The following is a 25,082-nucleotide window of genomic DNA, read 5'->3' on the forward strand; positions in this document are numbered from 1 at the left end:
TACGCGGACTCCAGCGTCTTCACGCCGTCGTTGTCGCCGACGACGTACTTGCTGCCGCTCCAGATCGCGGCGCCGGCGGTTCTTCCCTTCGCGTCGACCGCGTAGAAGTTGACGTTGAACTTCGGACGGCCCTTTTCGTCGCGGTGGCGGGGGACTTTGTGCGTCTTCTCGTCGATGCGCTTGAGGGCGAGGAGGCAGGCCTCCTCCGGGCTCTTGCCCTGCCGCATGAACTCGACGACCGTGTGCGAGCCGCACGTCAGGAGGTTCGCCTCGCCGCGCCCCGTGGATCCGCAGCTCCCCACGCCGTTCTCGGAGTAGATGCCCGCGCCGATCACCGGCGAGTCGCCGAGGCGGCCGGGGATCTTGAAGAAGAGGCCGGACGTCGTCGTGACGCCCACGAGATCGCCCTTGGCGTCGCGGACGGACATGTGAATCGTCCCCTGCGGCCGGAAGAACTCGCTGCCGTACTTCTTGATGAACTGCTTGATGTCCGGATCCTCGGCTTCCTTGCCGGCCTCAATCCAGTCGTCGCTGTCCGACAGGCGCTCTCTCCAGTAGAGCCAGATCTTCCGCGTCTTCTCCGTGAGGAGGTCCTCGACGGGGAAGCCGTGCGCCGTCGCGAACTTCCGCGCGCCCGCGCCCACGAGGAAGACGCGGTCGGTTCTCTCCATGACGAGCTTCGCGACCTTCGACGGCGTCTTGCAGCCTTCCAGCGCGCCGACGGCGCCCGCGCGCAGCGTGCGCCCGTCCATGACGGCCGCGTCCAGCTGGACGACGCCCTCCTCGTTCGGGATTCCGCCGTACCCGACGCTCATGTCGTTCGGGTCGAGCTCGTTCACGTTCACGCCGACGATCGCGGCGTCGAGCGGGTCGTAGCCCTGGATGAGCGCCTGCCGCGCGGCCTTCGCGGCCTCGACGCCGTTGGCGGACGTCACGAGGACGTAGCCGTCGGTTGAGGGCGCGGCGCCGGGAGACTGCGCAGAGAGAATTTCTTCGAAGGGTGAAGAGGGGAAGGCGCTCGCGGCGGCTACAGCGGCCGCGGCCTTCAAGAATCGCCTGCGGGTATTAGCCATGCGGCGCAGGATACGCCGCCGGCCTTACTCCTCCGGCAGCTCGACTTCCTCGGACTCCTGGCGGACGCTGCCGGGCAGCGCGTACTTGAGGATGATGTCGCCGAGGTTCTGGGAGAACGTCGAGCGCATGAGCACCTGGTCGCAGCCGGACTTCTTGGCGCGCTCGATCAGCTCGAGCTGTTTGTGCTCGCAGTAGCCGACCACCATGATCCCCTTCGTCTTCGGGGCCTTCTTGAGGGCCGTGATCGCGGCGATCGGGTCGCTCTTGAGGGCGAGGTCGATCAGGACGAGCCCGACGCGGGCCGGATCGGCCTTTTTTTCGATCTCGGCGGGCGTATCGAGGAAGACGCCCGGCGTCTGGCTGGATTTCAGCGCGTGTTCGATCTTCGTTCTCCAGAAGAGGTCGTCTGTCAGGACGAGCACGGTGCGATTCATGGTCCCTCCTCGGAGGAGGCAGACCCCGGTCCCGGGTGGCCCGGCCGTCTACGTGGGACTGCGTCACCCTGAAGTATAGCCGCGACAGGCGTTTCCCGTTCGACAATCCGGGCGCTGGAGTGTCAGACTCCGCGCGTTTCCATGACCGAATATCGCCGAATGCACCGGCCGGCCTCACCCGCGACCCGCGGTGCAAGGAGGATTTTTTCCGCATGAGCGACAAGGATTTCAAGCCGTTCGTCCCCGCCGACTCCCAGATGCGGGAGTTCACGGGGCGAGCCCTCGTCCTGGGCCTCCTCATGAGCGTCATCCTGGGCGCCGCCAACGCCTACCTCGGCCTGAAGGCCGGCATGACGATCGCCGCGACGTACCCGGCGGCCGTCATCGGGATGGCGGTTCTCCGGATCTTCAAGGGCTCGCTCCTCGAGGAAAACTTCGCCCGAACCGTCGGGTCGATCGGCGAATCGGTCGCGGCCGGCGCGATCTTCACGATCCCGGCGTTCGTGATCCTCGGGATGTGGAAGTTCCAGGGCTGGAACGCCGCCGAGTACCTCACGGCGACGGCCCTCATGATCCTCGGCGGCTTCCTCGGCATCCTCTTCGTGACGGTGCTCCGGCGCGTCATGGTCGAGGACAAGTCGCTGCCGTTCCCCGAGTCCGTCGCCGCGGCCGAGATCCACAAGGCCGGCCAGCGCGGCGCCGAGGCGGCGCAGCAGCTCTTCAAGGCGATGGGCGTCGGGGCGGTCATCAAGTTCCTCGGCGACTTCGGGCTCTTCAGGGCCTCGAACGATTTCCAGATCGCGGTGGGCAAGGTTGGCGAGAGCTTCGTGCGTCTCGGCCTCAAGGGTGACGCGCGCAAGATCGAGACCGGCGGCGTCACGACGATGTCCGCCCCTGCCGCCACGCCCGCGTACTTCGGCGTCGGCTACATCATCGGACCCGAGCTGGGCGCCCTGAACTTCGCGGGCGGCCTCCTCGCGTGGGGCCTCTTCGTGCCGCTCCTCGTCTTCTTCCTCGGTCCGAACCACATCGGCGCCTACACGGCCGCCGACGGCACCCAGAACTGGGCGGGCCTCGCGGGCCACCTCTACCGCTACATCGTCCGGCCGATCGCGGTCGGCGGCATGCTAGTCGGCGCGTGCTTCACGCTCTTCCGGATGCGGAAGAACCTCGTCGCCGGCATCAAGCGCGGCGTTCAGGACGTCAAGAAGTCGGCGGCGGCCGCCGCGGCCACCTCGCGCATCGAGAAGGACCTCAGCCTGAAGGTCGTCGGCCTCGGCATCGCGGCCGTCTTCGTCCTCATGGTCGGCCTCTACTACTACTTCACGGGCGTCATGGGCGGCGCGTTCCTCGCGGCGCTCGTCATGCTCGTGACGGGCTTCTTCTTCGCGGCCGTGTCCGGAAATCTCGTTGGGATGATCGGCTCGTCGAACAACCCGATCTCGGGCCTCACGCTCGCGACGACGATCGTCGCCGCGCTCACCATGGTCATCATCGGCGTCAAGGGCGCGCAGGGCGTCGCGGCCGTCCTCGGCGTCGCGGCGGTCGTCTGCGTGTCGTCGGCGGTCGCGGGCGAGATGCTGCAGGACCTCAAGGTCGGGCACATCCTCGGCGGCACGCCGTGGAAGATGCAGCTCGGCGACATCCTCGGCGTCCTCGTCGCGGGCCTCGTGATGTTCTTCCCGCTCTACCTCCTCCACACGTCCGACCTCGCCTCGAACCCCGGCGTCGGCGGCTTCGGCGGGCCGAACCTCCCGGCCCCGCAGGCGGGCCTCATGGCGGCGCTCTCGCAGGGCATCGTGGGCGGCGAGATGGCGTGGCCGCTCGTCCTCGTCGGGATCGCGATGGGCCTCTCGCTCATCCTCATCCGCGTCAAGAGCCCGATGCTCTTCTCGGTCGGCATGTACCTGCCGCTCGAGACGACGTTCGCGATCTTCATCGGCGGCCTCATCAAGGGCGCCGTGACGAAGTCCGCCGACAAGCGCGGCTACAACGAGGCGCAGAAGGCGCGCGTCGAGAACGCGGGCGTCCTCGCGGCGTCCGGCCTCATCGCGGGCGAGGCGCTCGTCGGGCTGCTCGTGGCGGGCGTCGTCGCGTTCCGGTCCGACAACAAGTTCCCGCAGATCGGCGGGATGTTCGACGCGGTGGGCGGATGGCTCGCGATCCCGATCATGCTCATCCTCGCGGCGTACCTCGTCTGGGTGCCGCTCGGGAAGGCCGGAGCGGCCGACGAGCCGGCTCCTCCGACCGCAATGATGTGAGCCGTCGAAAGATACTGAGCCTGGGGACCGCCGCGCTCGCCGCGGCGGTCCTTTTCCTTTTCGACCCTGCGACGACGGGCTTCTACCCGCCGTGCCTCTTCAAGACCATCCTCGGAACGCAGTGTCCCGGCTGCGGCTCGCTGCGCGCCGCGCACCAGCTCCTGCACGGAAACATCAGCGAGGCATGGGCGCTCAACAAGTCGCTCCTGATCGCGCTGCCGCTTGCGGCTGCGATCTCCCTCTTCACCTTTCTAAGAAGATCTTCGAAACCCCCGGTCTGACCTGCGCAGGCGTCACAGAAACGTGCACTGTCCCCTCTTCGCTGCACGAAACCGTGCGAGGCGTGATGAAAGTCACGCCCCCCGGGCTGGCACGGCCTTGCAACTCTCTTTTCGTCCGGGGCAAGACAGCCCAGGGCAGAAAGAGAGGCCGATCATGAACACCAAGATGCGCAACCTGACGCTCGCCGCCGCGGCCCTCGCGGCCCTGACGGTGACCGCTCCGAAGGCGGCTGCGGACGACCACGGCAGGAATCAGAACCGCCGCGAGACGCCGAGGCAGGAGTACCGCGAGCGCGGGCGCGGCGGGAGCGGCCGCTACGAGGGCCACCGCCGCGCGTACGTCGCGCCCGTCCGCCCGGTGGCCCGCTACGGCTACGGCCACGGCTACGCCGCGCCGTTCCGGATCTTCTCGGGCTTCCGCTTCTACTCGGCGTATCCCGGCCCCGGCTACGTCTACATCGCGGACCTCGGCTGGGTCGTGCCGCCCTTCTTCGGCGCGGTCTGGATCCCGAGCCACTACGACGTCGGGGGCTACTGGGTCGACGGCTTCTGGCGCTGAGCGAAGCCTGCGACGCGGACGGCGGGCGGCCTCAGGGCCGCCCGCTCTCGCGTTTCAGGAGCTCGCGCTTGCGTGCGACCCCCCATCGGTAGCCGCCGAGGGCGCCGTCGTTCCTCACGATACGGTGGCACGGGACGACGAGGGCCGCCGGGTTGTGTGCGCAGGCCGAGGCGACGGCGCGCGCGGCCGAGGGCCGGCCGATCGCGGCCGCGAGCTGGGAGTACGAGCGCGTCTCGCCGCGCGGGACTGCGCGCAGCGCTTCCCACACGCGCCGCTGGAACGTCGTCGCGCGCAGGTCGAGCGGGATCGACGAGAGGTCGACGGCCTCCGCCAGCGACCGCGCGATGCGCTCCGTCCACGCCGCGAGCGCGGCGGGCGCCTTCTCGATCAGGGCCTCGGGGTACTCGCTTCGGAGGCCCGCCTCGAGCGCGCGCTCCGAGTCGCCGAGCGTCACGGCGCAAACGCCGCGTTCCGTCGCCGCGACGAGGAGCCGCCCGAGCGGGGTCGGGACGGTTGCGAATCGGACGTGCAGGCCCTTGCCGCCGCGCGCGTAGCGCGCGGGAGTCGTCCCGAGGTGGCGTGGGGCGTTCGCGTACGCGCGGCTGGACGAGCCGTACCCGGCCTCGAAGCTCGCGGAGGCGACGGGCGCCCCGTCCTTCAGGAGCGCCTTGAGCCGGTCGGCGCGCTGCGCGTCGGCGTAGCGCTTCGGCGTGACGCCGAGGAGCTTCTTGAACGTCCTCTGGAAGTGGAAGGGCGAGAGGCCCGCCACGCGCGCGAGCGTCGCGAGCGGGACGCTCTCGTCGGCGTGCGCCTCGAGGAACGCGACGGCCCGCCGGACGGCGCGCACGGCTTCGGGCGGCTCGGTCGTTGCGGGCCTGCAGCGCAGGCAGGCGCGGAAGCCGGCGGCCTCGGCCTCGCCGGGCCCGGCGAAGAAGCGCACGTTTTCGCGGTTCGGGCGGCGGGCCGCGCAGGACGGCCGGCAGTAGACGCCGGTCGTCGCGACGGCGAAGACGAAGCGGCCGTCCTCGGAGGCGTCGCGGGAAACCACGGCCTTCCAGGCGGCGCGGGGGTCGGGGGAGGACGGCGCGGGCATCGCGGTGATCATCATGCCGCCAATGTGCGGCGGGGAAGGCCCTTCCTCTCCCCGGATCTTGCTGCCGAATCCGCTCCAGGAAACGGTCAGCGCTTGAACAGCGGCAGCAGCGTCGTCTCGAGGCGCTTGAAGAGGGCCGCCGTCGCTTCCACGTCGCGCCGGCAGTACTCGGCTACCTCGGCGAGCCGCCCCTCGCGATACGCGTCACCCACGGCGTAGCCGTGCATCTCCTCGCTCTTCGGCGAGGGGATGCCGAACGCGAGGCAGGCGGAGTGAAGGGAGGGCCACTGGTCACGGGAGACGGTTCCGTAAAACGTCAGCACTTCGAGGAGGTCGATATGCGATTCGACGGAATACCGATAGCCGGAAAGATTCTTTGAAGGTGAAAGAGCGTGGGCCGCGCTCCTCACGGAAAGGAAGGGTCCGTCGAAGGCGCGGCCGTTGAAGGAGACGAAGACCTCGAACTTCGAGAGGGCCGTCCAGAACTCGACGAGCATCTCCCGCTCACCGCATCCGACATATTCAAAGAATCCGTCTTCTGACTTCTCTTCGCGCCGATCCGCCGCCTCGTACCAGACCTTTCCCTGCCCACTCTCGGGATTCATCATCGCAATCACGATGACCTTGCCCGTATAGGGAGAGAGGGCCCCGCCCTCTTTCATTCTAAGAAAATCCTCGTGGTCTTCGGCCCGGCGCGTCAGCTTCTCCCTCTGGAGGGGGTCCAGCTCGAGCCACGGGAACGACACCGTCTCGATGTCGAAGACGACCGTCTTCACGGGGCGGAAGCTTACTTGAGGCGCTCGGAAAGCCAGTCGAAAACGGCCTTCTCGGCCTCGGGGTGCTCGCGCAGGACCGCGAGGTTGTGCGCGGCCCCCGGAAGGAGCAGCAGGCGTTTCGGGGCCTGCGCGGCCGCCTCGAGCTTCTTCGCCGAGTCGGCGCGGCCGGGGTCGGCCTCGCACGCGAGGAGCAGGAGCGAACGCGCGACGGGCGGACTCTGCCCCGCGAGGCCCGCGACGCGCGGCTCGTTCACGGAGATCACGATCGCGGCGTCCACCTGCCCGCGCGCGGCCGCGAGGAGCGCGAGGTACCCGCCCACCGAGAAGCCGAGCGCGGCCGTCTTCGGCGCGCGCGCCTTCATCCACGCCGCGGCCGCCTCGACGTCGCGCGGGAAGCCGTTCGGATCCTTGAGGAGCCGCGGAGAAATCGGGATCGGCTGTCCGCTCTTCTTCGTCGACTCGCCGTGGGCGCGCAGGTCGATCGCGAGCGTCGCGTAGCCGGCCGCGCCGAGTTTTTCCGCGAGAGGCTCGAGCTCGCGCCGCTCGCGCGAGAAGTCGTGGATGAGCAGGACCGCCGGCGCCTGGGCGTTTCCGTCGACGGGCCGCCACGACGCCGCGAGCGCGACGCCGTCCGGAGTGCTGATGGTCACCCGGGCCGGGTCGGGCGGGCGCGGCACGGCCGTGGGCTCCGGTGCCTTCCGCTTCTTCTTCGCGGCGGCGGCCGGAGAGGCCGTGAGAAACGCGACGGCCGCCAGGGCGGCGGCCGCGCGGCGCAGGCGGAACCGGTGTGCCGTCACTTCGGGCGGAAGCCGCTCCCGAAGGCGAAGAGCACGTGGTCGTGCGCGTAGTGCACGAGGAGGAACGACAGGACGACCGCGTAGTAGCTCGGCTCGGCCGGCAGCTTCAGGACGATCGTGAGGAGGACGATGATGAACGTCGCGCCGGTCGTCAGCAGGATGTTCCAGCCGTAGTAGCGGAAGAACTTCCCGGGCTTGGCGAGCCTCTTCGCGAGGCTCTCCTTCGCGATCGTGTTGTCCTGCTGGAGGATGAGATACGTGAGGCCGAGGTACTGGAAGGAGTGCCACGCGTTGAAGCCCTGGAAGGAAACCGAGAGCTCGGGCATCCGCGGGATGACGAGCGCGACGCCGACCGTGAGCGCCATGAAGAACACGTACGGTCCGCCGACTTCCTTACGCCGGATCTGGTTCAGCGTGTAGACGACCCATGTGGCGATGAGCCCGGCCGTGACGACCGCGAACGAATCGGCGAACCAGGCGTGCTTGAGGAACTCCGGGAACCAGAGCGACGTGTCCCCGATCTTGAACGTCCCGTTCACGTGCCGGTACATCGCGTAGCTGTAGAGGGAAAAGAGGATTACGGAGACGTCGAGGCCGCGCTGCCAGGGCCTGGCGGCGCCGCCCTTCTCGCGGTAGAGGTACGCGATGTACGAAGCCTGGTCGCACACGTGCATCGAGGCCCAGGTGAAGAAGAACGTGAGGAGCCACTGGAAGGCGAAGACGGCCCCGAAGATCACGATCACGGGGATGATCACGACGGGTGCGAACGTGAGCGCGGGATGGAGCTTCCGGAAGTTCGGCTCGAACACCGTCTTCAGGAAGGTCGCGTACATGTGGGGGCCGCCGACGAGAAGCGTGATGAGGATGTCCACCCCGCCTGCCGTCGTCTTTCCGAGGGAGTGGACGAGCGGCGGCACCGCCACGAGGACGGCGGAGAAGGAGAGGACGATCAGGTCCCAGCGCGGATTCGAGATCCACGGAGACGCGGAAGGCGATGAAATGGCTTCGGCGCGTGCGCTCATCTATACCCCGCTGGCCCTTCCGGCCTTCGGCGCGGCGAGTGTAGCAAAGGGAATTCCGGGGGTTTTGCCGGGCGTTAAGATGAGCCGCATGAGTGCGATCGATTCTCGTTCCCTCGAGGCGGAGATCCGGCGCCTGAAGAAGGAGCGGAACGCGATCGTCCTCGCGCATTACTACCAGGAGTCCGAGATCCAGGACCTCGCCGACTTCGTGGGCGACTCGCTCGAGCTCGCCCGCCGCGGCAAGGAGGCGACGGAGTCCGTCATCGCCTTCGCGGGCGTCCACTTCATGGCCGAGACGTCGAAGATCCTGACGCCGGAGAAGACGGTCGTCGTGCCGGACCTCGAGGCGGGCTGCTCGCTCGCGGACGGCTGCCCGGCGCCGCTCTTCGCCGAGTGGCTGAAGAAATTCCCGGGCCACACGGTCGTCAGCTACATCAACTGTTCGGCCGGCGTGAAGGCCCTGTCGGACGTCATCGTGACGTCTTCGTCCGCCGAGGTCATCCTCAGGCAGATCCCCGACCCCGTCGTCTTCGCGCCGGACCGCAACCTCGCGGCCTGGCTCGAGAAGAAGCTCGGCCGGAAGTTCGTCGTCTGGCCGGGGACGTGCGTCGTCCACGAGACGTTCTCGGAGCAGAAGCTCCTCGACCTCGTGGCGCGCCACCCGGAGGCCGAGGTCATCGCGCACCCCGAATGCGAGCCGCGCATCCTCGCGCACGCCGCGTTCGTCGCGTCGACGTCCGGCCTCCTCAAGCGCGTCGTCGGGTCTCCGAAGCAGGCGTTCATCGTCGCGACCGAGGAGGGGATCCTCCACCAGATGCGCCTCGCGGCGCCCGGCAAGACGCTCATCCCGGCGCCGCCGGTTGCGGACTGCTCCTGCAACACCTGCCCGCACATGAAGCGCAACACGCTCGAGAAGCTCGCCCGGTGCCTGCGCGACCTCGCGCCGCAGATCGAGGTGCCCGAGGCCGTCCGCCTCCCGGCGAAGAAGGCGATCGACCGCATGCTCGAGATGACGGCGGGGCAGACGCTCGCGCCGGCCGGCGCGCGGTCTTGAGCGCCCGCCTCCCGCGCGTCTCGCTCTTCGGAGGCTTCGCCCTCCTGGGGGCCGGCCTCGCCGCGGCGTTCGCCGTCCTGCCCGAGTGGCGGGTCGTGCCACCGCGCCCCTCGAATGCGGTGGAGTCCGCGCGCGCCGCGATGCGTGATGCGGGGGCGACGCTCGCGAAACCGGCTCTCGTCTTCGAGGCGCGCCCGAACCTCGCGTCGGAGTTCGAGCGGGCCTACCGCAGGCTGGGCGCGGACGCGCGGACGTACCTCGAGACCACGGGCGGGGCCTTCGCGTGGACGGTGAAGGGCGCCGTGTCGGTTCCGGGGGGCGGCGCGGGCCCCGTCGAGATCGCCCTCTCGCCCGACGGCTCGGTTCAGTCGGTGGACTGGTCGCCCGAGGGCTCCATCTTCGAGGGGCCCGACGAGAAGACGCGCGCCGCGCGGCGCGCGTTCGCCGCGAAGCTCGAGGACCTCGTGCGCGGCGGCCGGAGAAGGGCCGGTGAGGAGCTGGCCTTTCCTGCGACGAACGTCATGGTCCGCATCCAGCCGCTCGAGTCCGCGCCCGGCGCCCCGGCCGAGAACGTGCAGACGCTGGAGTCCGGCGGGATCAAGCTGTCCGTCTCGCGCCGGCTGCGCGATCCGGAGGCGCCGAGGCACTTCAACGCCCAGGGGCTCGCGCGGCGCCTGTACAAGTTCATCCCGTCTCTCGTCGTCTTCCTCGCCGTGGGGGTCGCGTTCGGCCTCCTCCTCTACCGGCGCCGCCTCGGGTTCCGGATCGCGATCTTCCTCGCGACGCTGGCGCTCCTCTACGAGGTGCTCGGCGGCGTCTCGGGCGAGGATCTCTCGGCGGGGGGCTTCGTCGCGTTCGCGATCGGGATCCGGATCTTCTCGCTGCTCTACCTCCTCGCGCTCTGGGCCGTCGCCGAGTCGCTGCTCCGCGACACGGTGCCCGGGTTCACGACGAGCCTCGATTCCTTCGTCGCCCGGCGGCTCGGGCCGCGCGGGGGCGTCGCGATCCTGTCGGGGCTCGGAGCGGGCGCGGCGACGATCGGGATCACGCTCCTCGCGTTCGCGGCGGCCGCCCTCGCGGCACCGCACGGCGCGTGGCCGACGGGCCCGTCGTTCGCGTACCCGCTCTTCCAGACCCAGAAGGGGCCGTTCTACGAGGGCACGTTCGACGCGGCGCTCTTCGTCCTGTTCGTCGCGCTCCTGCGGTTCGTTTTGCCGCGCCGGTGGGCGGGGACGGCCGGAGCGATCCTGTTCGCGCTGTATCTCTCGTCCGCGATGCCGCTCGCGCCGTGGGGCGCGGGCCTTGCGCTTTGCCTCCTCTACGCGCTCGTCTTCCGCAGCGTGTTCGATGCGCACGGCCTCGCGGCCCTCCTCGTCGCCGCCGTCTCGTCGGCGCTCCTGAGGGACGCGCTCGTCGCGTGCCGCGCCCTCGACGGGAACGCGCTCGCGGCTCTCGCCACCGTGCTCCCTCTCGCTGCGATCGCCGCGGCCGGAGTCATCGGCTGGATGCGGCCCGACTCCGAGGACGAGGGCCGTCTCGACGCGCCCGAGTACGTGCGGCGGCTCGAGTCCGAGCGGCGCGTGAAGTACGAGATGGACCTTCTCTCGCGGATGCAGCTCTCGCTGCTGCCCGAGAAGCCCCCCGCGGTCGAGGGGCTCGACCTCGCCGTCAAGACCGTCCTCGCGACGGAGGCGGGCGGGGATCTCTTCGACTTCGTCGTCGACGATGCGGGCACGCTCTGGATCGCGGCGGGCGACGTCTCCGGGCACGGGTACTCGTGCGGCATCCAGCAGGCGATGGTCATGGCCGCCCTCTCGAGCCTCGTGAAGGCCGGGCGCAAGCCGTCGGAGATCCTCGTCGAGATCGACCGCGTGCTCCGCATGGGGCGCAGCGGGCGTCTCTTCACGTCCGTCGCGCTCCTGAGCCTCGACCCGCGGACGGGGAAGGGCCTCCTCGCGAACGCGGGGCACCCGTACCCGCTGCTGCTCGAAGAGGGCGGGTGCCGCGAGATCACGGGCTCGGGGCTGCCGCTCGGTCAGGGTCCGAAGCGCACGTACGACGACATCCCGGTCGACCTCCCGAAGGGCGGCGTCCTCATCCTCGCATCGGACGGGCTCTACGAGGGGCCGGACCTCGTCGACGTGCCTTACGGTTACGACCGGCCGCGCGACGTGCTGACCGCGGTCAGCCTCTGGCGCCGCCCCGCGGAGGCGATCGTCGAGGCTCTGTTCGCGGACTGGCGGCGGCACGTGGGCGAGGGCACGCCCGCGGACGACACGACGATCCTGGTCATCAAGCGTCCGCTCTTCTGATGCGCAGGCCGCCCCTCGACGGCGTCGTCGTCCTCGATCTCTCCCGCGTCCTCGCGGGGCCGCTCGCGACGATGCTCCTCGCGGATCTCGGCGCGCGCGTGATCAAGGTCGAGGAACCGCACGGCGGCGACGTCTCGCGCAGCTGGAAGCCGCCGGCTCTCGACGGCGAGGCGGCGTACTACCTCTCGGTGAACCGGCGCAAGGAGTCGGCGGCCGTCGACCTCGGCACGCCGGAGGGACAGGAGTTCGTCCGGCGCTGGGCGGCGAAGGCCGACGTCCTCGTCGAGAACTTCCTCCCGGGCGCGCTCGAGAAACGCGGACTCGGCGTCGCGTCGCTGCGCGCTCTCAACCCGCGCCTCGTCGCGTGCTCGATCTCGGGGGCCGGTGACGAGGGCCCGCAGGCCGGCGACCCCGGATTCGATCTCCTCGCGCAGGGCGCCACGGGCCTCATGTCGATCACGGGGCCCGCGGAAGGCGCCCCTCACAAGATCGGCGTCGCGCTCGTGGACGTCCTCGCGGGGTGGGCCGCGCTCGCGGAGATCCTCGCGGCGCTCCACGCCCGCGAACGCGACGGGATCGGCGCGCACGTGAAGACGAATCTCGTCTCGACGGGCCTTGCGGCGCTCGTCAACGTGGCCGGCTCGGCGCTCGTGACGGGGCGCGAGGCGACGCGCCACGGAAACTCGCACGCCACGATCGAGCCCTACCGTGCGTTCGAGGCGTCGGACGGGGGCTTCCTGCTCGCGGTCGGGACGGACCGGCAGTTCGAGGTCCTCTGCGAAAGGGTCATCGGGCGGCCGGACCTGGTTGCGAATCCGCGATTCGCCACGAATGCGGGACGCGTCTCGAACCGCGCGGAGCTCGTTCCGATCCTCGAAAAAGTCTTCGCGCGGGAGTCCCAGGCCACGTGGCTCGCACGCGCCCGCGAGGCCGCTCTTCCCGCCGGGCCCGTGCTCGGCGTCCTCGAGGCTCTTCACGCCGCAGGCGCGCGCGCTCGGGAGCGTCCTCGTCACGGAGCGCGACGGGCGGAAGGTGCCCACCGTCCGTCCGCCCTTCTTCCTCGAAGGATTCTCCGATCCGCCGCAGCGGCCCCGCCGCGTCTCGGCGAGGACACGGAGAGGCTCTTCGCCGAGGTCGGCCTCGTCGCGCCGCGTCAGCTCGTGAGCGTGCGGACGAACATCTTCACCGACTCGACTGCGTTCCCATAGTCCCCTGCGTGCCCGGACCCTGCAACCCAGGCTTTGGCGCGGCAGTCGGCGTCTTGTTCTGAACGCCGGGGAGTTGGATCGCCGGAGCCTTTGCCGCGGAGGCCTGGACCGCGGGAAGCCGGACCGCAGGCAGGAGCAGGCCGATCAAGACCTCGTTGCTCCCCGGCGAGGCGATGGCTCGCGTCTCGCCCTTCCGGACGCCGCCCTGCGACAGGGTCGCGCGGACCGAGCCGTCGGCAAACGTCGAGACGTGTACGTCATACGCGCCCGGCTCGATGCGGGTCCTCACCGATCCGTCGCAGAAGCCGGCCTGGGAGACCGTCAAGCGCGCATCGAACCCGCTCTTTTCGACCAGCGAGAACGTAGCGCCCGGACGAGCCGTGAAGAGGGCCGCGAGGCCGATGACGGCTATGAGGAACTTCGTGCGGGCTTTCATGAGGTTCTCCTCTCGAGAGAAGCGGTCCCCTGCGGCGTTCACTTGGCGGGCTGAACCTTCTGCGCTCCCTGCGCGCCCGGCATGTCGATCGGGCCGATGATGCCCTTCTGGACCGCGGGCAGCAGGAGGCCGATCAGGATCTGGTTCGTGCCCTGCCCGCTGACGACGAGATTGAGCTTGTCGCCCTGCTTCTGGAAAGCCTGCGCCGAAGTCGGGTGAAGGCCGAGGTCGTTGAAGGAGGTGGCGTTCCTGCCGCCGGGGCCCGGGCCGGGGCCCGGACCCTTGCCACCGCCCAAGGCCTGGTTGCTGCCGCGGACGGCGATGATCCCGTTCGCCTCGCCCTTCTTCGCACCGCCCTGGAAAAACGTCGCGCGGACCTTGTTGTTGCCGAGCGACTCGAACTTCACGTCGTAGGCGCCCTTTTCCAGGCGGACGCTGCCGTCGCAGAGCACGGCGCTCTCGAGGACGACGCCCTTCTGAAACGTCTGACCCGCCGCGACGACGGGACCCGTCTCGACGGCGGTCGGCATCGCGGAGGCTACGGTCGAGGAGAGGAGGACGGCGAGCAGGGCTTTTCTCACTTCACTTCTCCCTTCATTTCTCCCGGAGGGTCGGCCTTGCGGGGCTGCACGGGCGCGGCGGCGGGGTTCACCTGCACTGCCGGCAGCAGGAGGCCGATGAGGATCCGGTTCGCGCCCGGGTTGCCGATCACGAAGTCGACCTTGCCCGCGCTCTTCGTGAAAGCGTACGGCGCGTTCGCGTCGAGGCCGAGGTCGGCGAGCTTCAGCGCGCCCTTCCCGTCCGGGCCCTGGCCCGCGCGGCGGGCGGGGCGGCTGTTGACGATGATGAGCCCGCTCGCCTCGCCCTTGCGAAGGCCGCCCTGGAAGAACGTCGCCTTGACCTTGCCCGCTCCGAGGGACTCGATCTCGACCTCGGCCGGGGAGCCCTTCAGGAGCATCCCGCCGTCGGGGAGGCGGGTCTCGGTGTCGATTGAGACGTTCGGCCGGCGGAAGCGCTCGCCCGCGGAAACGTCGTCTGCGTTCTGGATGGCGGGTGCGGGCGCCGCGATCACGGCGGCGAACGCGGCGGCGATGACGGACGGTCGGATCTTCATGGCGCTCTCCTGTCAGCTCGGCAGCGTGAGGCCGATGAGGATCTGGTTCGAGCCCAGGCCCTTCACGATCACGTTCAGCCTGGTGCCGACCTTCTGGTAGACGACCGCGCTCTGCGGCGTGAAGCCCAGAGTCGCGAAGGTCTGTGTGCTGGAGGTGCCGAGCGACGTCGTGCTCAGCGAAGTCGGACTCAGGGAACTCGTCGCGGCCGTGAGGGTTCCGGGCGCCTGGCAGGTCTTCCCGTTGCCGCTGAACGTCCCGCGCACGTTTCCGGGGCTCAGGGACTCGATCTTGAGGACGTAAATGCCGGCGGGGAGGAGGATGCCGGTCGTGCCGCACTTGGCCGGAGACGCGAGTTTGACGTTGATCTGGAACGCGGCCATCGAAGGCAGGGACGGGCTCGTCGACAGCGAGTAGCTCTGCGCGGGCAGGGGGCTCGTGGTCAGAAGGAGCACGGCCGCGAGGAGAGACGCGAGGATCGGGCGGCGGATCTTCATGTGTTCAGTTCTCGGGATCAGTGGGGCTTGTTCGCCGCCTCGCGGACCTTCTGGACCGCGGGAAGCAGAAGGCCGATCAGGATCTGGTTCGATCCCTGGCCTTTCACGATCACGTTCAATTTGTTCCCCTGCTGCTGGAACTGAGCCGGACTCTGCGGCGTGAAGCCCATGGTCGCGAAGGACGGCGCGGCCGGCTGCTGACCGGCTGGCTGGATCTTCTGCACCGACTCGGCCGCCCCGGGCTGAAGTCCGCCCTGGACGACGACCTCGTGTCCCTGGACCTTCCCGGTCGCATGACCGGTCTTCCCGTTGCCGCTGATCGTCGCGCGAACGGAGCCGTCGCCGAGGGACTTGAAGCTGACGTCGTACAGGCCGGGCTCGAGACGGACGCTGCCGTCGCATAGCACCGCCTGCTTGAACTCGACCTTCGTCCTGAGCGCCAAAGTCGCCCCGTTCGGGATGTTCATGTAGATGGGCGCCGGCATGGGACTGACCGCGAGGAGAAGCACGGCGGTGACGATCGACGCGAGGAGCGGGTGGCGGGTCTTCATGGGGCCTCCTTGTTCACGGCAAATTAGTCCGAATCGCACCGGGAATCGAGGGAGACGCTTGGACCGGGCGCGCCAGACGATGGTCTGCACGCGCCGGAGTGAGGAGGATCACGTCCTTACCGGGTGCGGTAGTCTCGCCCCCGCATGAAGGTCGCGTTCATCGGCACCCACGGGGTCGGAAAAACCACGCTCTGCTACGACCTCGCCGCGGCGTTGAAGAAGCGGGACCTCACCGTCGAGCTCGTCCGCGAGGTCGCCCGCGAGTGCCCGCTCCCGATCAACCAGGAGACGACGCTCAAGGCGCAGTCCTGGATCCTCCACACCCAGATCGCGTGGGAGCTGCAGGCCGAGGCGAAGGCCGACGTCGTGTTCTGCGACCGTGCGGTCCTCGACAACTACTGCTACATGAAGCGCGCGTTCACCGGCGCCCCCGAGGAGGCGGTTCTCGAGGGCCTCGTCCGGAGCTGGACGCGCTCGTACGACGCCCTCTTCAAGGTGCCGATCGTGGGCGACCCCCGGTTCGACGGGGTGCGCGACACGGACCTCGCCTTCCAGCACGAGATCGACCGCTCGATCCAGCAGATTCTCGCCGTGTGGGGCGTGCCCCACGTCGTGCTCGATCCCGCGCGGCGCGCCGACTGGTCCCAGAACGTCCTCGACACACTGCTTCCGCGGCTGAAGCCGCAGGAGCTTCTGTTCCCGGAGCTCGACAAACCCCTGAACGGCGTCCGCGCCGGCTGAGGAGACCCCATGGAAGACTTCGAACGCCGCCGCTTTTTCGAGACCCTCGCCACGACGCCGCAGACGCTCAAGGCCGCCCTCAAGGGGCTGTCGAAGAAGGTCCTCCTCTGGACGCCCGCGCCCGGCAAGTGGTCCATCCTCGAGATCCTCTGCCACATGCGCGACATGGAGCGCGAGGCCTACATCGAGCGCTACACGCGCATCCTCGCCGAAAACGAGCCGGCGCTGCCGAACCTCGACGGCGAGGCGTTCGCGATTCTCCGCGCGTATCGCAGCCAGAAGGCGCCCGAAGTCGTGCGCGAGTGGGTGGCGCTCCGCCGCCAGACGCTTCAGCTCCTGCGCAAGGCCGGCAAGGCCCAGTGGGCGCGCGCCGGGGTCCACGCGACCGCGGGCCGCCTCACGATGGAAGACATCATCCAGCGCCACGCGGTCGGGAACGACGAGGCGCACCTCCGCCAGATCGAGGCGATCAAGCGGCGCTACACGGTGCTCGAGCGGCTCGCCGCCTCGCCGGCCGCGCTGGCGGCGGCCCTCAAGGGCGCGCCGGACGACGTCCTCCGCCGCAAGGCCGCAAGCGGGAAGTGGTCGATGATCGAGCACGCCGCGCACGTCCGCGACATCGAGCGCGTCTACCAGGCCCGCTTCTCGCAGATGGCGTTCGGCGACAAGCCGTCGTTCTGGATGCTGGACAACGACCGCGCGGCGGAGGCTTTGAAGTACGCCGAGGCCGACCCTGCCGAGGTCGCCAAGGAGTTCAAGCGCCTGAGGGAGGACTCGATCGCGCTGCTGCGCGCGCTCCCGCACGAGGGCTGGCAGAAGACGGGGCTGCACCCGGAGGCGGGCGAGATCACGGTCGAACAGCTGGCCGTGCGCCTCGCGGACCACGACGACTCCCACCTCGGGAAGATCAAGGCTCTCCGAGGGTAGCCACACCTCGGGGAATAAAACGCGCCTCTTCCGGATTCCCGGAGGGCACTCCTTCGCGTGCCAGAATCCCGGCCGCTTGAGGGGGACCCATGGACGCTTATTACAAGCAGGAGCATCTCGCGCACTTCGCCTCGATCGCCGAGGGCAACAAGGACCTCGCGGACAAGTTCTTCGCCTGGTACGGCGCCGTCTTCGCCGACGGGGCGCTCTCGGCGCGGGAGAAGGCGCTCATCGCGCTCGCCGTGGCTCACGCGGTCCAGTGCCCGTACTGCATCGACGCGTACACGCAGGAGAGCCTGAAGAACGGGGCGGACCTCGAGCAGATGACCGAGGCCGTTCACGTCACGGCGGCGATCCGCGGGGGCGCGTCGCTCGTACACGGGATGCAGATGCTCGAGCACGCGAAGAAAGCCTCGATGTGACGCTGTCGCTGCACGCGCGGGGCGCTCCGCTGGCCGCCCCGGAAAAGCAGATCGCCGCGGTCGAAGCCGTGGACCTGTCCGCCTCGGCGCACGGGGGCGACTTCGCCCGCGCGCTCGCGGCGAGCGGGCGGGACGCGCTGCGTCCGGGCCCGGTCGAGATCTTCCAGATCAACCTCGGCAAGCTCTGCAACATGACGTGCCGCCACTGCCACGTCGACGCCGGGCCGGACCGGACGGACGAGATGATGGACCGGGCGACGGCCGAGGCGTGCCTTCGCGCCCTCGACCGGACCGGCGCGCACACGGTCGACCTGACGGGCGGAGCCCCGGAGCTGAGCCTGCAGTTCCGGTACGTCGTCGACGAGGCTGCCGCGCGCGGCAAGCACGTCATCGACCGCTGCAACCTGACGATCCTCCTCGTGCCCGGCCTGCGCGACCTGCCGGCGTGGATGGGCGAGCGGGGCGTCGAGGTGGTCTGCTCGCTGCCGCACTGGAGAAAGCGCGGCACCGACGCCCAGCGCGGCGACGGCACGTGGGAGAAGTCGCTCGAGGCGCTCCATCTCCTGAACGAGGCGGGCTACGGCGCGGGAGATCCGCGCCGCCGGCTGACGCTCGTGTCGAACCCCGTCGGCGCTTTCCTCCCCGCGAACCAGCACGCCACGGAGCGCGAGTGGAAAGAGGGGCTCGCCCACGAGCACGGGATCGCGTTCGACCGGCTCATCTTCCTGAACAACATGCCGATCTCGCGCTACCTCGAGTGGCTCGAGTCGAGCGGAAACCTCGCGAGCTACCTCGAGCTCCTCGTCGCGTCGTTCAACCCGGGGACGATCGACGGCCTCATGTGCAAGAACACGCTCTCGATCGGATGGGACGGCCGCGTCTACGACTGCGACTTCAACCAGATGCTCGACCTGCCCGCGCGCGGCTCCTCGAACGGCGGCTTTCACGTCCGGGATCTCGACGTTTCCGCCCTCGCGGCGCGCGAGATCGTGACGCGCCGCCACTGTTTCGGCTGCACGGCCGGAGCCGGCAGCTCGTGCGGCGGGGCGCTCGAACAGGCCTGACGGGCGTCAGCGGCCGTCGAGCGGGATCAGGACTTCGTTCCGCCGCAGGAACCACGGCGTCCAAGGCGGGTTGTACCGGGCGAAGACGGGCGGCGCGCCGGCGGGGGAGAGGCCCTCTCCCTTCGCGTCGGACGCGAGCTTCGCCGCGAGCGCCTCGAACTTCTCCGCGCCCCACGTGCCCGAGAAGCGCACCGCCGCGACGCGCCGTGCCGGAACCTCGCGGAGCCTCACGCGCGCGTCGTCGGGGACGGGCAGCGTCTTCAGCGTGAAGGACGAGGGCATCGTGAAGGAGACGACCCAGCCTTCGGCCGTCTTTTCCGATCCGACGGGCGCGGTCATGGCGATCGACGTCCCTTTCGGGCCCGGGGACGGCTCGGCGCCGACGGGCGCCGTCATCGCGATCTTCCGGTTGCCGTCGTTGCCGCCGAAGATGTAGCCCGCGAGGCGGCGGAAACCCTCGTTCGTCCCGTCGCCGAACGAGCCCGTCACGGCCGTCTCCGCGACGACCGTGGGCTCGTAGACGCGGACCTCGAACGATCCGTAATCCTTTTCAATGCGATACTTCGGTTCTTCGGTGGCCAAGGCGACTCCTGTCGCCCCGAGCAGAACGAATCCGATCGGGGCGAGACGCGAGAACGTCATGCCGTCTCTACGCCGGGAGGCCATCCTCCGGTTTGGGGTTGAAACTTTTCGGCGCGAATTGCGTCTTCTCTAGGCAGCAGGCCCTTCGGGGCCGCGAGGAAAGGGGATCTTGGGAATCATGGAATCCGCGGCGGAACTTCACGAGGCACGTGTTCTGAGGGCGCAGATCGAGATCCGCGAGGGCGAGCTGCAGTCCGCCGGCAGGGAGGACCGCGTGCTCCTCGCCGAGGAGATTGCGCGCCTCAAGCGGGACTACCGGCGCGTTCTCGCCCGGCAGGCCGACGACGACTACCGCCGCCGGCGGGCGCAGTGGCGCGAAGAGCAGGACGCCGTGCCCGCGGCCCGGGCCTGCGCCTGAAGCAGCGGCCCGCTACTTCCGCCAGACCTCGAGCGTGACCTTGATGGTCTTCGCGAGCTTGTACTGGTGGGTCTTCATCCTGAGCGACAGCTTGTTCGTGTCCTCGCGCTTGCCCTTGTCGAGGGTTGCGGTCCGATCGTTCTTTCCGTAAGCGCCGTCGGCGCCTCCCGGGACCGTCACGGTGTACACGCACTTGTAGTCGTGGTCGTCGTCCCGGTTCGAGTACGTGAAGTCGACCCAGGCGGTGTGGGTGTCGGAGTGGTCCTTCTCGCCCTTCTGGAAGTCGTCGGAATCGGGCCAGTTCCGGATCCGGAAGGACTCGATCGTGACGTCCTGGTACTTGAACCCGATCTTGATGTCCTTGTCGCCCGTGAAGGGGAAGCTCTTCTCGAACTTCCCCTTCGCGGCCGGCTCCGCCGCCGCGAGCGAGAGGGATGCGGCGACGGCGAGGAGCGCGAGGGACGTCAGGCCGAGGCGTTTCATTGGAACCTCCAGGTTCTTGAATCCTATCGCCCGCCGGCGAGCCGTTCGTAGACCGTGAGGAGCGCCTGGGTGCCGTCCTCGCCGCGGCCCTCGGCCTCGAGCGACGCGAGGAGCTGGTGGACGAGCGCGACGCCCGGCAGCGGGACGCCCGCGGCGCGTGCGTTCGCGAGCACGATGGCGAGGTCCTTCTGCTGGTGCTTCACCGCGAACGCGGGCTTGAAGTCGCGGTCGATCATCTTCTGCCCGAGGACTTCGAGAGCCCACGAGCGCGCCGCGCCGCCGACGAGCGCCTCGTGCAGCGCTCCGAGCGGGAGGCCCGCCCTCGCGGCGAACGCGAGCGCCTCGCATACGGCCATGAGGTTGTTCGCCACGAGGATCTGGTTCGCCGCCTTGCCGAGCTGTCCGGCGCCGGACGGGCCGAGGTGCGTGATGCGCCTGCCCATCGCCTCGAAGACGGGCCGCGCCCTCTCGAGGGCGGCCGCCTCGCCGCCGACGAAGAACGTGAGCGTTCCCTCTACGGCGCCCTTCTGGCCGCCGGAGACGGGCGCGTCGAGGAAGGCGATTCCCTTCGCGGCGAGAGCGGCGGCGATCGCGCGGGCGCGCGCGGCGTCGATCGTCGAGCAGTCGATCACGACGGCTCCCCGCGCCGCTGTCTCCGCCGTGCCGCCGGGTCCGAGATGGACCTCCTCGACCTCGGGCGCGTCCGGGACGCACGAGACGATCACGGAGGCCCCGCGCGCCGCGTCGGAGGGCGTCGAGGATGCGCGCACGTCGCGGCCGCCGCCGGCAAGCTCGTCAGCGATCGTCGCCGCCTTGCCCGGAGTCTTCGTGGCGAGAGAGAGGGGGAAGCCGGCGCGCGCGAGGTTCGCCGCCATCGGGCGGCCCATCGTTCCGAGGCCGACGAAGGCGACGCGCGGGAGCGGGGAGTTCGTCATGGTGACGCGAGTCTAGATCCTGCTACCATTCGTGCGTGGAGCCATCGGAGAGACGCGCTCCCGCGCTCGCGGCCGGCGCGGCCCTCGCCTTCGCCGTCGCCGCGCTCTCGTACCTTCCCGTCGCGCGGCTCCTGCACTACGCCTCCTTCTCGGGCGACGTCGACGCCTCGCGCCTCGCGTGGCTCGTGCCGCTCGCGGTCGCCGGCGCGTTCGCCTTCGAGCGCGTGGTGCGCGGCGCCTTCTACGCCTGGCTGCGCGCGAAGGTCCCGGCAGGCCTCGCGGCGCCGGCCGTCGCGGCGCTCGGCGCGATCCCGATGGCGGCCGCGCGCCTCGCGTTCGGTGCGCACTTCGACGGGCCACCGGTTCTCGGGCTCGTTCACGCGTACCTCGTCGCGTTCGCGCTGGGCCTCGGGCTCGCGTGGCTCGCGCTCGGAACCGGCTCGACGCTCCCGGGCGGCGCCGCGCTGGCCGCCGTCTGGGCCGTGAAGGCGGCCGCGCCCGTCGTCTCGCACGGCCGGCCCGTGCCTCTCCTGGAGCTTCTCGCCGCGGTCGTCGCCGCGGCGGCCGCCGCTCTCGTGCTGCACAAACCCCTCGCCCCGCATCGCGACGCGATGTGGGGCGCGTGACGTGGAGGCCCGCCGATGGACGCAGTCCGCTCCGGATCCCTCGTCCAGCTCGACCTCTTCGAATGTGACGCGCCGCCTCCCGAGGAGGTCCGCGCCGGCGAGCGTGACCTGCAGGCGCGCTACGACGCGCTCGCGCAGGCGCACGGCCTTCCGCCCGCGCGCGTGGTCCTCTCGGGCCGCCGGGCGACGGGCGGCGTCATCCAGTACGGGACGCGCGGGGACCCGCACGTAATCCGCGTCTCGAGCCACATGAGCGCGGACGACCGGCTCCAGACGCTGCTTCACGAGACGGCGCACGCGATCTGCGCGGCGCGCTGGGGCGCCGAGGAAGGCCACTCGCCGCGCTTCTGGGCGATCGCGCGCGAGCTCGGCGTCGTGCGCACGGCCGCGCCGGAGACGGAGCGCCTGCGCCGCGTCCGCGAAAGAAACGCACGCTACGCGTACCGCTGTCCCGGCTGTGCGGAGGAGTGGACGCGCCGCACGGCGTTCGGCCGCGCGCGCCTCTGCGCCGCGTGCGAGCGCGCCGGGCGGCCCGCCCGCCTCGTCCTCGTGCGGCGGCCGAAGCCCGCGCGCGGAGGCCGCGCGTGAAACGGCACGAATTCATCGCGGCGGCCCTCGCGGCCGCGACGGTGCTTCTCCTCGCGGCGGCGGCGTTCGCGGCGGGCCGCCCGTCTCTGGAGTGCTACTTCCAGACGACGCTCACGGACCCCGTCTACCAGAAGAAGACGTACGAGAAGGTCGCCGCGAAGTGGAAGTCGCCGGCGGCCTCGGAGATCCCGGCGGTCGGAAAGAAGACGGTCGTCCAGGCCGTGATCGCGAAGGACGGCGCGCTCGCGACGACGGAGGTCTCGATGTCGTCGGGCAAGAAGGGCTGGGACGCGGCCGCGCTGAAGGCCGTGAAGGCAGCCGCGCCCTTCGACCCGCTGCCGGCCGGGTTCAACTACCCGACCGTGCAGGTCCACTTCCACGTGTCGGTCGTCCCCTAGATCTCAGACGACGCCGAACTCCTTGCCGACGGCGATGAAGGCGTCCACGGCCTCCTGCAGGTCGTCGTCCGAGTGGACGGCCGAGATCTGGCACCTGAGGCGCGCGTGGCCCTGCGGGACGACGGGGAAGCCGAACCCCGAGACGTAGACGCCCTTTTCGAAGAGCGCGTTGCTCATCGCGAGCGCCTTCGCCGTGTCGCCGACGATGACGGGGACGATCGGGTGGATGCCCTCGGGGATCTTGAAGCCCGCCGCCTTCATCTTCGCGCGGAACGTCTTCGCGTTCATCTGGACCTTCAGCGCGGGCGCGGGGTCCTCCATGAGCATCCGGAACGCCTCGAGCGAGCCGGCCGCGACCGCCGGCGGGAGGGCGTTCGAGAAAAGCGACGTCCGCGAGCGCTGGCGCAGGAGGTCGACGACGGGCGCCGGCCCCGTCGTGAAGCCGCCGGCCGCCGAACCCATGGCCTTGCCGAGGGTGGACGTGAAGATCTTCACGCGGCTCATGACGCCGAGCTCCTCGGCCGATCCGCGCCCCGTCTTCCCGAGGACGCCGGTCGCGTGCGAGTCGTCGACGACCATCGTCGTGTCGTATTTCTCGCAGAGGTCCGCGAAGGCGCCGAGCGACCCGATCTCGCCCTCCATCGAGAAGACGCCGTCCGTGATGAAGAGGCGGCGGCGCTGGGATTGCGCCTCCTTCAGCGACGCCTCGAGGGCGGCGAGGTCGCCGTGCGGGACGAGGAAGCGCTTCGCCTTGCACAGGCGGATGCCGTCGATGATCGAGGCGTGGTTCAGCGCGTCGGAAAGGAGCGCGTCCTCCTCGCCGAGGAGCGGCGCGAAAAGCCCCTCGTTCGCGTTCCAGCAGGACATGTAGAGGATCGTGTCCTCGGTGCCGAAGAACTTCGAGATCGCGGCCTCGAGGTCCTTGTGGAGCTGCTGCGTCCCGCAGATGAAGCGAACGGAGCCGAGGCCGTTCCCCCATCGGCCCAGCGCGTTGCGCGCGGCGTCCACGACGCGGGGATGGTTCGCGAAACCGAGGTAGTTGTTGGACGTGAGCATGAGCACGCTGCGCCCGTCCACGCGCACGCGGGCTCCGGTCGGTCCCTCGAGGACGCGCTCCTTCTTCCAGGTCTTCGCGGCCTTCAGAGACTCGATCTCGGCGTTGCAGTATTCGATGAGGCTCGTCATGCGACGAGCCTACCCGAAAAGAGATCGGCGGGCCGCGCGGCCCGCCCGCCATTACTTCTTCGTGATCTCGGTCGCGAGGATCTGCGGCGTCGCCGCGGGCGCGAAGACGGCCATCGGAAGCGTCACGCCCTTGACGTGCACGCGCGTGCCCTTCGCGATTCCGGCGTCGACCTTCGTGACCTGCGAGACGAGGACGTCCCTGCCCGAGATCGTCCAGTGGCCGAGAGGAACGCTCTTGAGGCCGGCGAGGCTCGGAGGCATCGACTCCACGATGCCGTCGAACTCCACCGTGCGGTCCGTCGGCGGGGGCGGCGTCGAGACGACCTTGACGATCGAGATGGCGACGGGAATCGGCGGCGGGGCCGCCGAGCCGGGCGGCAGGACCTGGACCTTCGCGAGGACGTCGACCGTGTCGCCCACCTTCGGATCGCCGACGATCTTCGTGTCGGCGTTCACCTGCACGCTCCTCCGGTCGATCGTCCACAGGGTTGCGTCCTGGGTCTCGACCTTGCCGCGGAACGCCTCGATCCGCGTCGTCGGGGGCGCGTACGCGAATACGCTCTTCGCGGTGACGCCGCTCGCGTCGGCCGTGACGACGGCGACCGCCTGCATGCCGGCCGAGAGGTCCGAGAGGTCCTTGACGCGCGAGCCGTCGGCCTTCGTGCCGGACCACTCGGTCGCCGTGTTCGTCTTGACGCTCGTGTAGAGGAGCGTGAACGTGCCCTGCGCCTCGCCGATGCCCTGCACGATTCCGGAGAGGCTCCCCGAGCTCGTGAGGAAGACGACCACGCTCGTCGCGGGGAGGCGCGGCGGGAACACCGCGGGGATCGCGTCGGGCACGGTCACCTGGGCGACGATGCGCGAGCCGGGCAGGATGCCGGCCCAGGGCACGGGGCTCGCGAAGCGGTCGTCGCCGCCCGTGATCTTCGCGTTCGTGACGTCGAGCTGAAGCGAGCCGCCCAGAACGTCGAGGATCGGCCCGCTCACCCGCAGGACCACGGAATCGACGCTCGAAACGGGCGCGGCGATGGGCATCATCGCCGTGCCCATCGAGCCCTGCGCGAACGCGGGCATCGCGGAAACGGCCAGAACCGAGAGGACGAGAGCCACGACGACCGGGGCGGTGGGATTGGGGCGGATTTCGTGGCGGGCCATTTGAGGCGGGATGGAGACGAACGTCATGGCTCCTCCTGTCGGACATTTCGGAGTGCCGTCCGGAGGAGCCATCCCACGCGGGCCGCGCGCC

General features: G+C 69.8%; 30 protein-coding genes. 14 read left to right on the top strand and 16 right to left on the bottom strand.

Translation table 11 applies throughout. The features are described from left to right. Positions 1-1,073, bottom strand: a 1,073-nt coding sequence (locus IPL89_09180; protein ID MBK9063351.1) for a N(4)-(beta-N-acetylglucosaminyl)-L-asparaginase, incomplete at its 3' end; no start/stop codon positions are given. Positions 1,074-1,097: 24 nt separating this feature from the next. After that, positions 1,098-1,508: a hypothetical protein gene (locus IPL89_09185; protein ID MBK9063352.1), complete on the bottom strand. Its 411-nt coding sequence runs from the start codon at positions 1,506-1,508 to the stop codon at positions 1,098-1,100. A 212-nt stretch (positions 1,509-1,720) separates the two neighbouring features. Between IPL89_09185 and IPL89_09190 the strand changes: the two genes are divergently transcribed. The 3 genes from IPL89_09190 to IPL89_09200 all read left to right on the top strand — a co-directional run bounded on the left by IPL89_09190 (position 1,721) and on the right by IPL89_09200 (position 4,609). Beyond that, on the top strand, positions 1,721-3,769 hold the full coding sequence (locus IPL89_09190; protein ID MBK9063353.1) for an oligopeptide transporter, OPT family: 2,049 nt from the start codon (positions 1,721-1,723) through the stop codon (positions 3,767-3,769). Then, positions 3,766-4,050: a DUF2752 domain-containing protein gene (locus tag IPL89_09195; GenBank protein MBK9063354.1), complete on the top strand. Its 285-nt coding sequence runs from the start codon at positions 3,766-3,768 to the stop codon at positions 4,048-4,050. The genes IPL89_09190 and IPL89_09195 overlap by 4 nt, the downstream gene beginning before the upstream one ends. 154 nt (positions 4,051-4,204) lie before the next feature. Next, positions 4,205-4,609: a hypothetical protein gene (locus tag IPL89_09200; protein MBK9063355.1), complete on the top strand. Its 405-nt coding sequence runs from the start codon at positions 4,205-4,207 to the stop codon at positions 4,607-4,609. 31 nt (positions 4,610-4,640) lie between these two features. Here the strand turns inward: IPL89_09200 and ada are convergent, their stop codons facing one another. The 4 genes from ada to IPL89_09220 all read right to left on the bottom strand — a co-directional run bounded on the left by ada (position 4,641) and on the right by IPL89_09220 (position 8,297). Continuing rightward, positions 4,641-5,702 (bottom strand): bifunctional DNA-binding transcriptional regulator/O6-methylguanine-DNA methyltransferase Ada, encoded by a 1,062-nt coding sequence (gene ada, locus IPL89_09205; protein ID MBK9063356.1) that lies wholly within the window; start codon positions 5,700-5,702, stop codon positions 4,641-4,643. Between the two features lie 86 nt (positions 5,703-5,788). Next, entirely contained in the window at positions 5,789-6,478 is a 690-nt protein-coding gene (locus IPL89_09210; protein ID MBK9063357.1) for a ribonuclease H-like domain-containing protein, read from the bottom strand. 11 nt (positions 6,479-6,489) lie between these two features. After that, positions 6,490-7,275, bottom strand: coding sequence for an alpha/beta fold hydrolase (locus IPL89_09215; protein MBK9063358.1), 786 nt, complete (start codon positions 7,273-7,275; stop codon positions 6,490-6,492). Further along, positions 7,272-8,297 carry a hypothetical protein gene (locus IPL89_09220; protein MBK9063359.1) on the bottom strand — a complete coding sequence of 342 codons (1,026 nt, stop codon included), beginning with the start codon at positions 8,295-8,297 and terminating at the stop codon, positions 7,272-7,274. Before IPL89_09220 ends, IPL89_09215 begins: the two co-directional genes overlap by 4 nt. A gap of 79 nt (positions 8,298-8,376) precedes the next feature. On the opposite strand from IPL89_09220, the gene nadA reads away from it, so the two are divergent. Genes nadA through IPL89_09235 form a run of 3 tightly spaced genes read left to right on the top strand, consistent with a single transcriptional unit; the run spans position 8,377 to position 12,871 of the window. Beyond that, entirely contained in the window at positions 8,377-9,351 is a 975-nt protein-coding gene (gene nadA / locus IPL89_09225) for a quinolinate synthase NadA (protein ID MBK9063360.1), read from the top strand. After that, positions 9,348-11,663, top strand: coding sequence for a SpoIIE family protein phosphatase (locus tag IPL89_09230; GenBank protein ID MBK9063361.1), 2,316 nt, complete (start codon positions 9,348-9,350; stop codon positions 11,661-11,663). Before nadA ends, IPL89_09230 begins: the two co-directional genes overlap by 4 nt. Continuing rightward, positions 11,663-12,871 carry a CoA transferase gene (locus IPL89_09235; GenBank protein MBK9063362.1) on the top strand — a complete coding sequence of 403 codons (1,209 nt, stop codon included), beginning with the start codon at positions 11,663-11,665 and terminating at the stop codon, positions 12,869-12,871. The genes IPL89_09230 and IPL89_09235 overlap by 1 nt, the downstream gene beginning before the upstream one ends. Here the strand turns inward: IPL89_09235 and IPL89_09240 are convergent. From IPL89_09240 to IPL89_09260, 5 genes are read right to left on the bottom strand one after another with little or no spacing between them, the layout of a single operon-like run. Further along, positions 12,846-13,307 carry a hypothetical protein gene (locus IPL89_09240; protein ID MBK9063363.1) on the bottom strand — a complete coding sequence of 154 codons (462 nt, stop codon included), beginning with the start codon at positions 13,305-13,307 and terminating at the stop codon, positions 12,846-12,848. The genes IPL89_09235 and IPL89_09240 overlap by 26 nt on opposite strands. Before the next feature lie 38 nt (positions 13,308-13,345). Continuing rightward, entirely contained in the window at positions 13,346-13,888 is a 543-nt protein-coding gene (locus IPL89_09245) for a hypothetical protein (protein ID MBK9063364.1), read from the bottom strand. After that, positions 13,885-14,421: a hypothetical protein gene (locus IPL89_09250; protein MBK9063365.1), complete on the bottom strand. Its 537-nt coding sequence runs from the start codon at positions 14,419-14,421 to the stop codon at positions 13,885-13,887. Before IPL89_09250 ends, IPL89_09245 begins: the two co-directional genes overlap by 4 nt. A 12-nt stretch (positions 14,422-14,433) precedes the next feature. Continuing rightward, the gene (locus IPL89_09255; protein MBK9063366.1) at positions 14,434-14,916 is read right to left on the bottom strand and encodes a hypothetical protein; all 483 of its coding nucleotides are present in this window, start codon (positions 14,914-14,916) and stop codon (positions 14,434-14,436) included. A gap of 17 nt (positions 14,917-14,933) precedes the next feature. Next, entirely contained in the window at positions 14,934-15,467 is a 534-nt protein-coding gene (locus IPL89_09260) for a hypothetical protein (GenBank protein ID MBK9063367.1), read from the bottom strand. 144 nt (positions 15,468-15,611) lie between these two features. On the opposite strand from IPL89_09260, the gene IPL89_09265 reads away from it, so the two are divergent. The 4 genes from IPL89_09265 (at position 15,612) to arsS (ending at position 18,621) form a co-directional block, all read left to right on the top strand. Beyond that, entirely contained in the window at positions 15,612-16,208 is a 597-nt protein-coding gene (locus IPL89_09265; protein ID MBK9063368.1) for an ATP-binding protein, read from the top strand. A 9-nt stretch (positions 16,209-16,217) separates the two neighbouring features. After that, a complete protein-coding gene (locus IPL89_09270) occupies positions 16,218-17,135 on the top strand; it encodes a DinB family protein (GenBank protein MBK9063369.1) in 918 nt (305 codons plus the stop codon). An 89-nt stretch (positions 17,136-17,224) separates the two neighbouring features. Further along, entirely contained in the window at positions 17,225-17,557 is a 333-nt protein-coding gene (locus IPL89_09275) for a carboxymuconolactone decarboxylase family protein (protein ID MBK9063370.1), read from the top strand. Continuing rightward, positions 17,554-18,621: an arsenosugar biosynthesis radical SAM protein ArsS gene (gene arsS / locus IPL89_09280; protein ID MBK9063371.1), complete on the top strand. Its 1,068-nt coding sequence runs from the start codon at positions 17,554-17,556 to the stop codon at positions 18,619-18,621. Before IPL89_09275 ends, arsS begins: the two co-directional genes overlap by 4 nt. Before the next feature lie 6 nt (positions 18,622-18,627). Here arsS and IPL89_09285 read toward each other — a convergent pair whose 3' ends face one another. Further along, the gene (locus IPL89_09285; GenBank protein MBK9063372.1) at positions 18,628-19,203 is read right to left on the bottom strand and encodes a heme-binding protein; all 576 of its coding nucleotides are present in this window, start codon (positions 19,201-19,203) and stop codon (positions 18,628-18,630) included. A 178-nt stretch (positions 19,204-19,381) separates the two neighbouring features. Between IPL89_09285 and IPL89_09290 the strand changes: the two genes are divergently transcribed. Further along, positions 19,382-19,621, top strand: a complete 240-nt coding sequence (locus IPL89_09290) for a hypothetical protein (protein MBK9063373.1) — start codon at positions 19,382-19,384, stop codon at positions 19,619-19,621. Between the two features lie 12 nt (positions 19,622-19,633). On the opposite strand, the gene IPL89_09295 is transcribed toward IPL89_09290, so the two are convergent. Both IPL89_09295 and IPL89_09300 read right to left on the bottom strand, forming a co-directional pair. Next, on the bottom strand, positions 19,634-20,104 hold the full coding sequence (locus IPL89_09295) for a hypothetical protein (protein MBK9063374.1): 471 nt from the start codon (positions 20,102-20,104) through the stop codon (positions 19,634-19,636). A gap of 23 nt (positions 20,105-20,127) precedes the next feature. Then, positions 20,128-21,039 carry an NAD(P)-dependent oxidoreductase gene (locus IPL89_09300; GenBank protein MBK9063375.1) on the bottom strand — a complete coding sequence of 304 codons (912 nt, stop codon included), beginning with the start codon at positions 21,037-21,039 and terminating at the stop codon, positions 20,128-20,130. A 35-nt stretch (positions 21,040-21,074) separates the two neighbouring features. Between IPL89_09300 and IPL89_09305 the strand changes: the two genes are divergently transcribed. Genes IPL89_09305 through IPL89_09315 form a run of 3 tightly spaced genes read left to right on the top strand, consistent with a single transcriptional unit; the run spans position 21,075 to position 22,651 of the window. Continuing rightward, complete coding sequence (locus IPL89_09305; protein MBK9063376.1) at positions 21,075-21,665, top strand: hypothetical protein; 591 nt, start codon at positions 21,075-21,077, stop codon at positions 21,663-21,665. A 15-nt stretch (positions 21,666-21,680) separates the two neighbouring features. Next, a complete protein-coding gene (locus IPL89_09310; GenBank protein ID MBK9063377.1) occupies positions 21,681-22,253 on the top strand; it encodes a hypothetical protein in 573 nt (190 codons plus the stop codon). Between the two features lie 14 nt (positions 22,254-22,267). Then, positions 22,268-22,651: a TonB family protein gene (locus IPL89_09315; GenBank protein ID MBK9063378.1), complete on the top strand. Its 384-nt coding sequence runs from the start codon at positions 22,268-22,270 to the stop codon at positions 22,649-22,651. 3 nt (positions 22,652-22,654) lie between these two features. Here the strand turns inward: IPL89_09315 and kbl are convergent, their stop codons facing one another. Together kbl and IPL89_09325 are read right to left on the bottom strand one after the other, a co-directional pair. Further along, on the bottom strand, positions 22,655-23,836 hold the full coding sequence (kbl, locus tag IPL89_09320; protein ID MBK9063379.1) for a glycine C-acetyltransferase: 1,182 nt from the start codon (positions 23,834-23,836) through the stop codon (positions 22,655-22,657). A 51-nt stretch (positions 23,837-23,887) separates the two neighbouring features. Further along, entirely contained in the window at positions 23,888-25,018 is a 1,131-nt protein-coding gene (locus IPL89_09325) for a hypothetical protein (GenBank protein MBK9063380.1), read from the bottom strand. Positions 25,019-25,082: the final 64 nt, after the last annotated feature.

This window comes from Acidobacteriota bacterium, from assembly GCA_016716715.1.
In the GTDB taxonomy this organism is placed as follows: domain Bacteria; phylum Acidobacteriota; class Thermoanaerobaculia; order UBA5066; family UBA5066; genus Fen-183.

Bases quoted from the DNA above. Each gene is read 5' to 3' on its own strand.
- IPL89_09185 (MBK9063352.1), bottom strand. From the start codon at position 1,508: ATGAATCGCACCGTGCTCGTCCTGACAGACGACCTCTTCTGGAGAACG.
- IPL89_09190 (MBK9063353.1), top strand. From the start codon at position 1,721: ATGAGCGACAAGGATTTCAAGCCGTTCGTCCCCGCCGACTCCCAGATG.
- IPL89_09200 (MBK9063355.1), top strand. From the start codon at position 4,205: ATGAACACCAAGATGCGCAACCTGACGCTCGCCGCCGCGGCCCTCGCG.
- ada (MBK9063356.1), bottom strand. From the start codon at position 5,702: ATGCCCGCGCCGTCCTCCCCCGACCCCCGCGCCGCCTGGAAGGCCGTG.
- IPL89_09220 (MBK9063359.1), bottom strand. From the start codon at position 8,297: ATGAGCGCACGCGCCGAAGCCATTTCATCGCCTTCCGCGTCTCCGTGG.
- nadA (MBK9063360.1), top strand. From the start codon at position 8,377: ATGAGCCGCATGAGTGCGATCGATTCTCGTTCCCTCGAGGCGGAGATC.
- IPL89_09235 (MBK9063362.1), top strand. From the start codon at position 11,663: ATGCGCAGGCCGCCCCTCGACGGCGTCGTCGTCCTCGATCTCTCCCGC.
- IPL89_09240 (MBK9063363.1), bottom strand. From the start codon at position 13,307: ATGAAAGCCCGCACGAAGTTCCTCATAGCCGTCATCGGCCTCGCGGCC.
- IPL89_09250 (MBK9063365.1), bottom strand. From the start codon at position 14,421: ATGAAGATCCGACCGTCCGTCATCGCCGCCGCGTTCGCCGCCGTGATC.
- IPL89_09255 (MBK9063366.1), bottom strand. From the start codon at position 14,916: ATGAAGATCCGCCGCCCGATCCTCGCGTCTCTCCTCGCGGCCGTGCTC.
- IPL89_09260 (MBK9063367.1), bottom strand. From the start codon at position 15,467: ATGAAGACCCGCCACCCGCTCCTCGCGTCGATCGTCACCGCCGTGCTT.
- IPL89_09265 (MBK9063368.1), top strand. From the start codon at position 15,612: ATGAAGGTCGCGTTCATCGGCACCCACGGGGTCGGAAAAACCACGCTC.
- IPL89_09270 (MBK9063369.1), top strand. From the start codon at position 16,218: ATGGAAGACTTCGAACGCCGCCGCTTTTTCGAGACCCTCGCCACGACG.
- IPL89_09275 (MBK9063370.1), top strand. From the start codon at position 17,225: ATGGACGCTTATTACAAGCAGGAGCATCTCGCGCACTTCGCCTCGATC.
- IPL89_09290 (MBK9063373.1), top strand. From the start codon at position 19,382: ATGGAATCCGCGGCGGAACTTCACGAGGCACGTGTTCTGAGGGCGCAG.
- IPL89_09295 (MBK9063374.1), bottom strand. From the start codon at position 20,104: ATGAAACGCCTCGGCCTGACGTCCCTCGCGCTCCTCGCCGTCGCCGCA.
- IPL89_09300 (MBK9063375.1), bottom strand. From the start codon at position 21,039: ATGACGAACTCCCCGCTCCCGCGCGTCGCCTTCGTCGGCCTCGGAACG.
- IPL89_09310 (MBK9063377.1), top strand. From the start codon at position 21,681: ATGGACGCAGTCCGCTCCGGATCCCTCGTCCAGCTCGACCTCTTCGAA.
- kbl (MBK9063379.1), bottom strand. From the start codon at position 23,836: ATGACGAGCCTCATCGAATACTGCAACGCCGAGATCGAGTCTCTGAAG.
- IPL89_09325 (MBK9063380.1), bottom strand. From the start codon at position 25,018: ATGACGTTCGTCTCCATCCCGCCTCAAATGGCCCGCCACGAAATCCGC.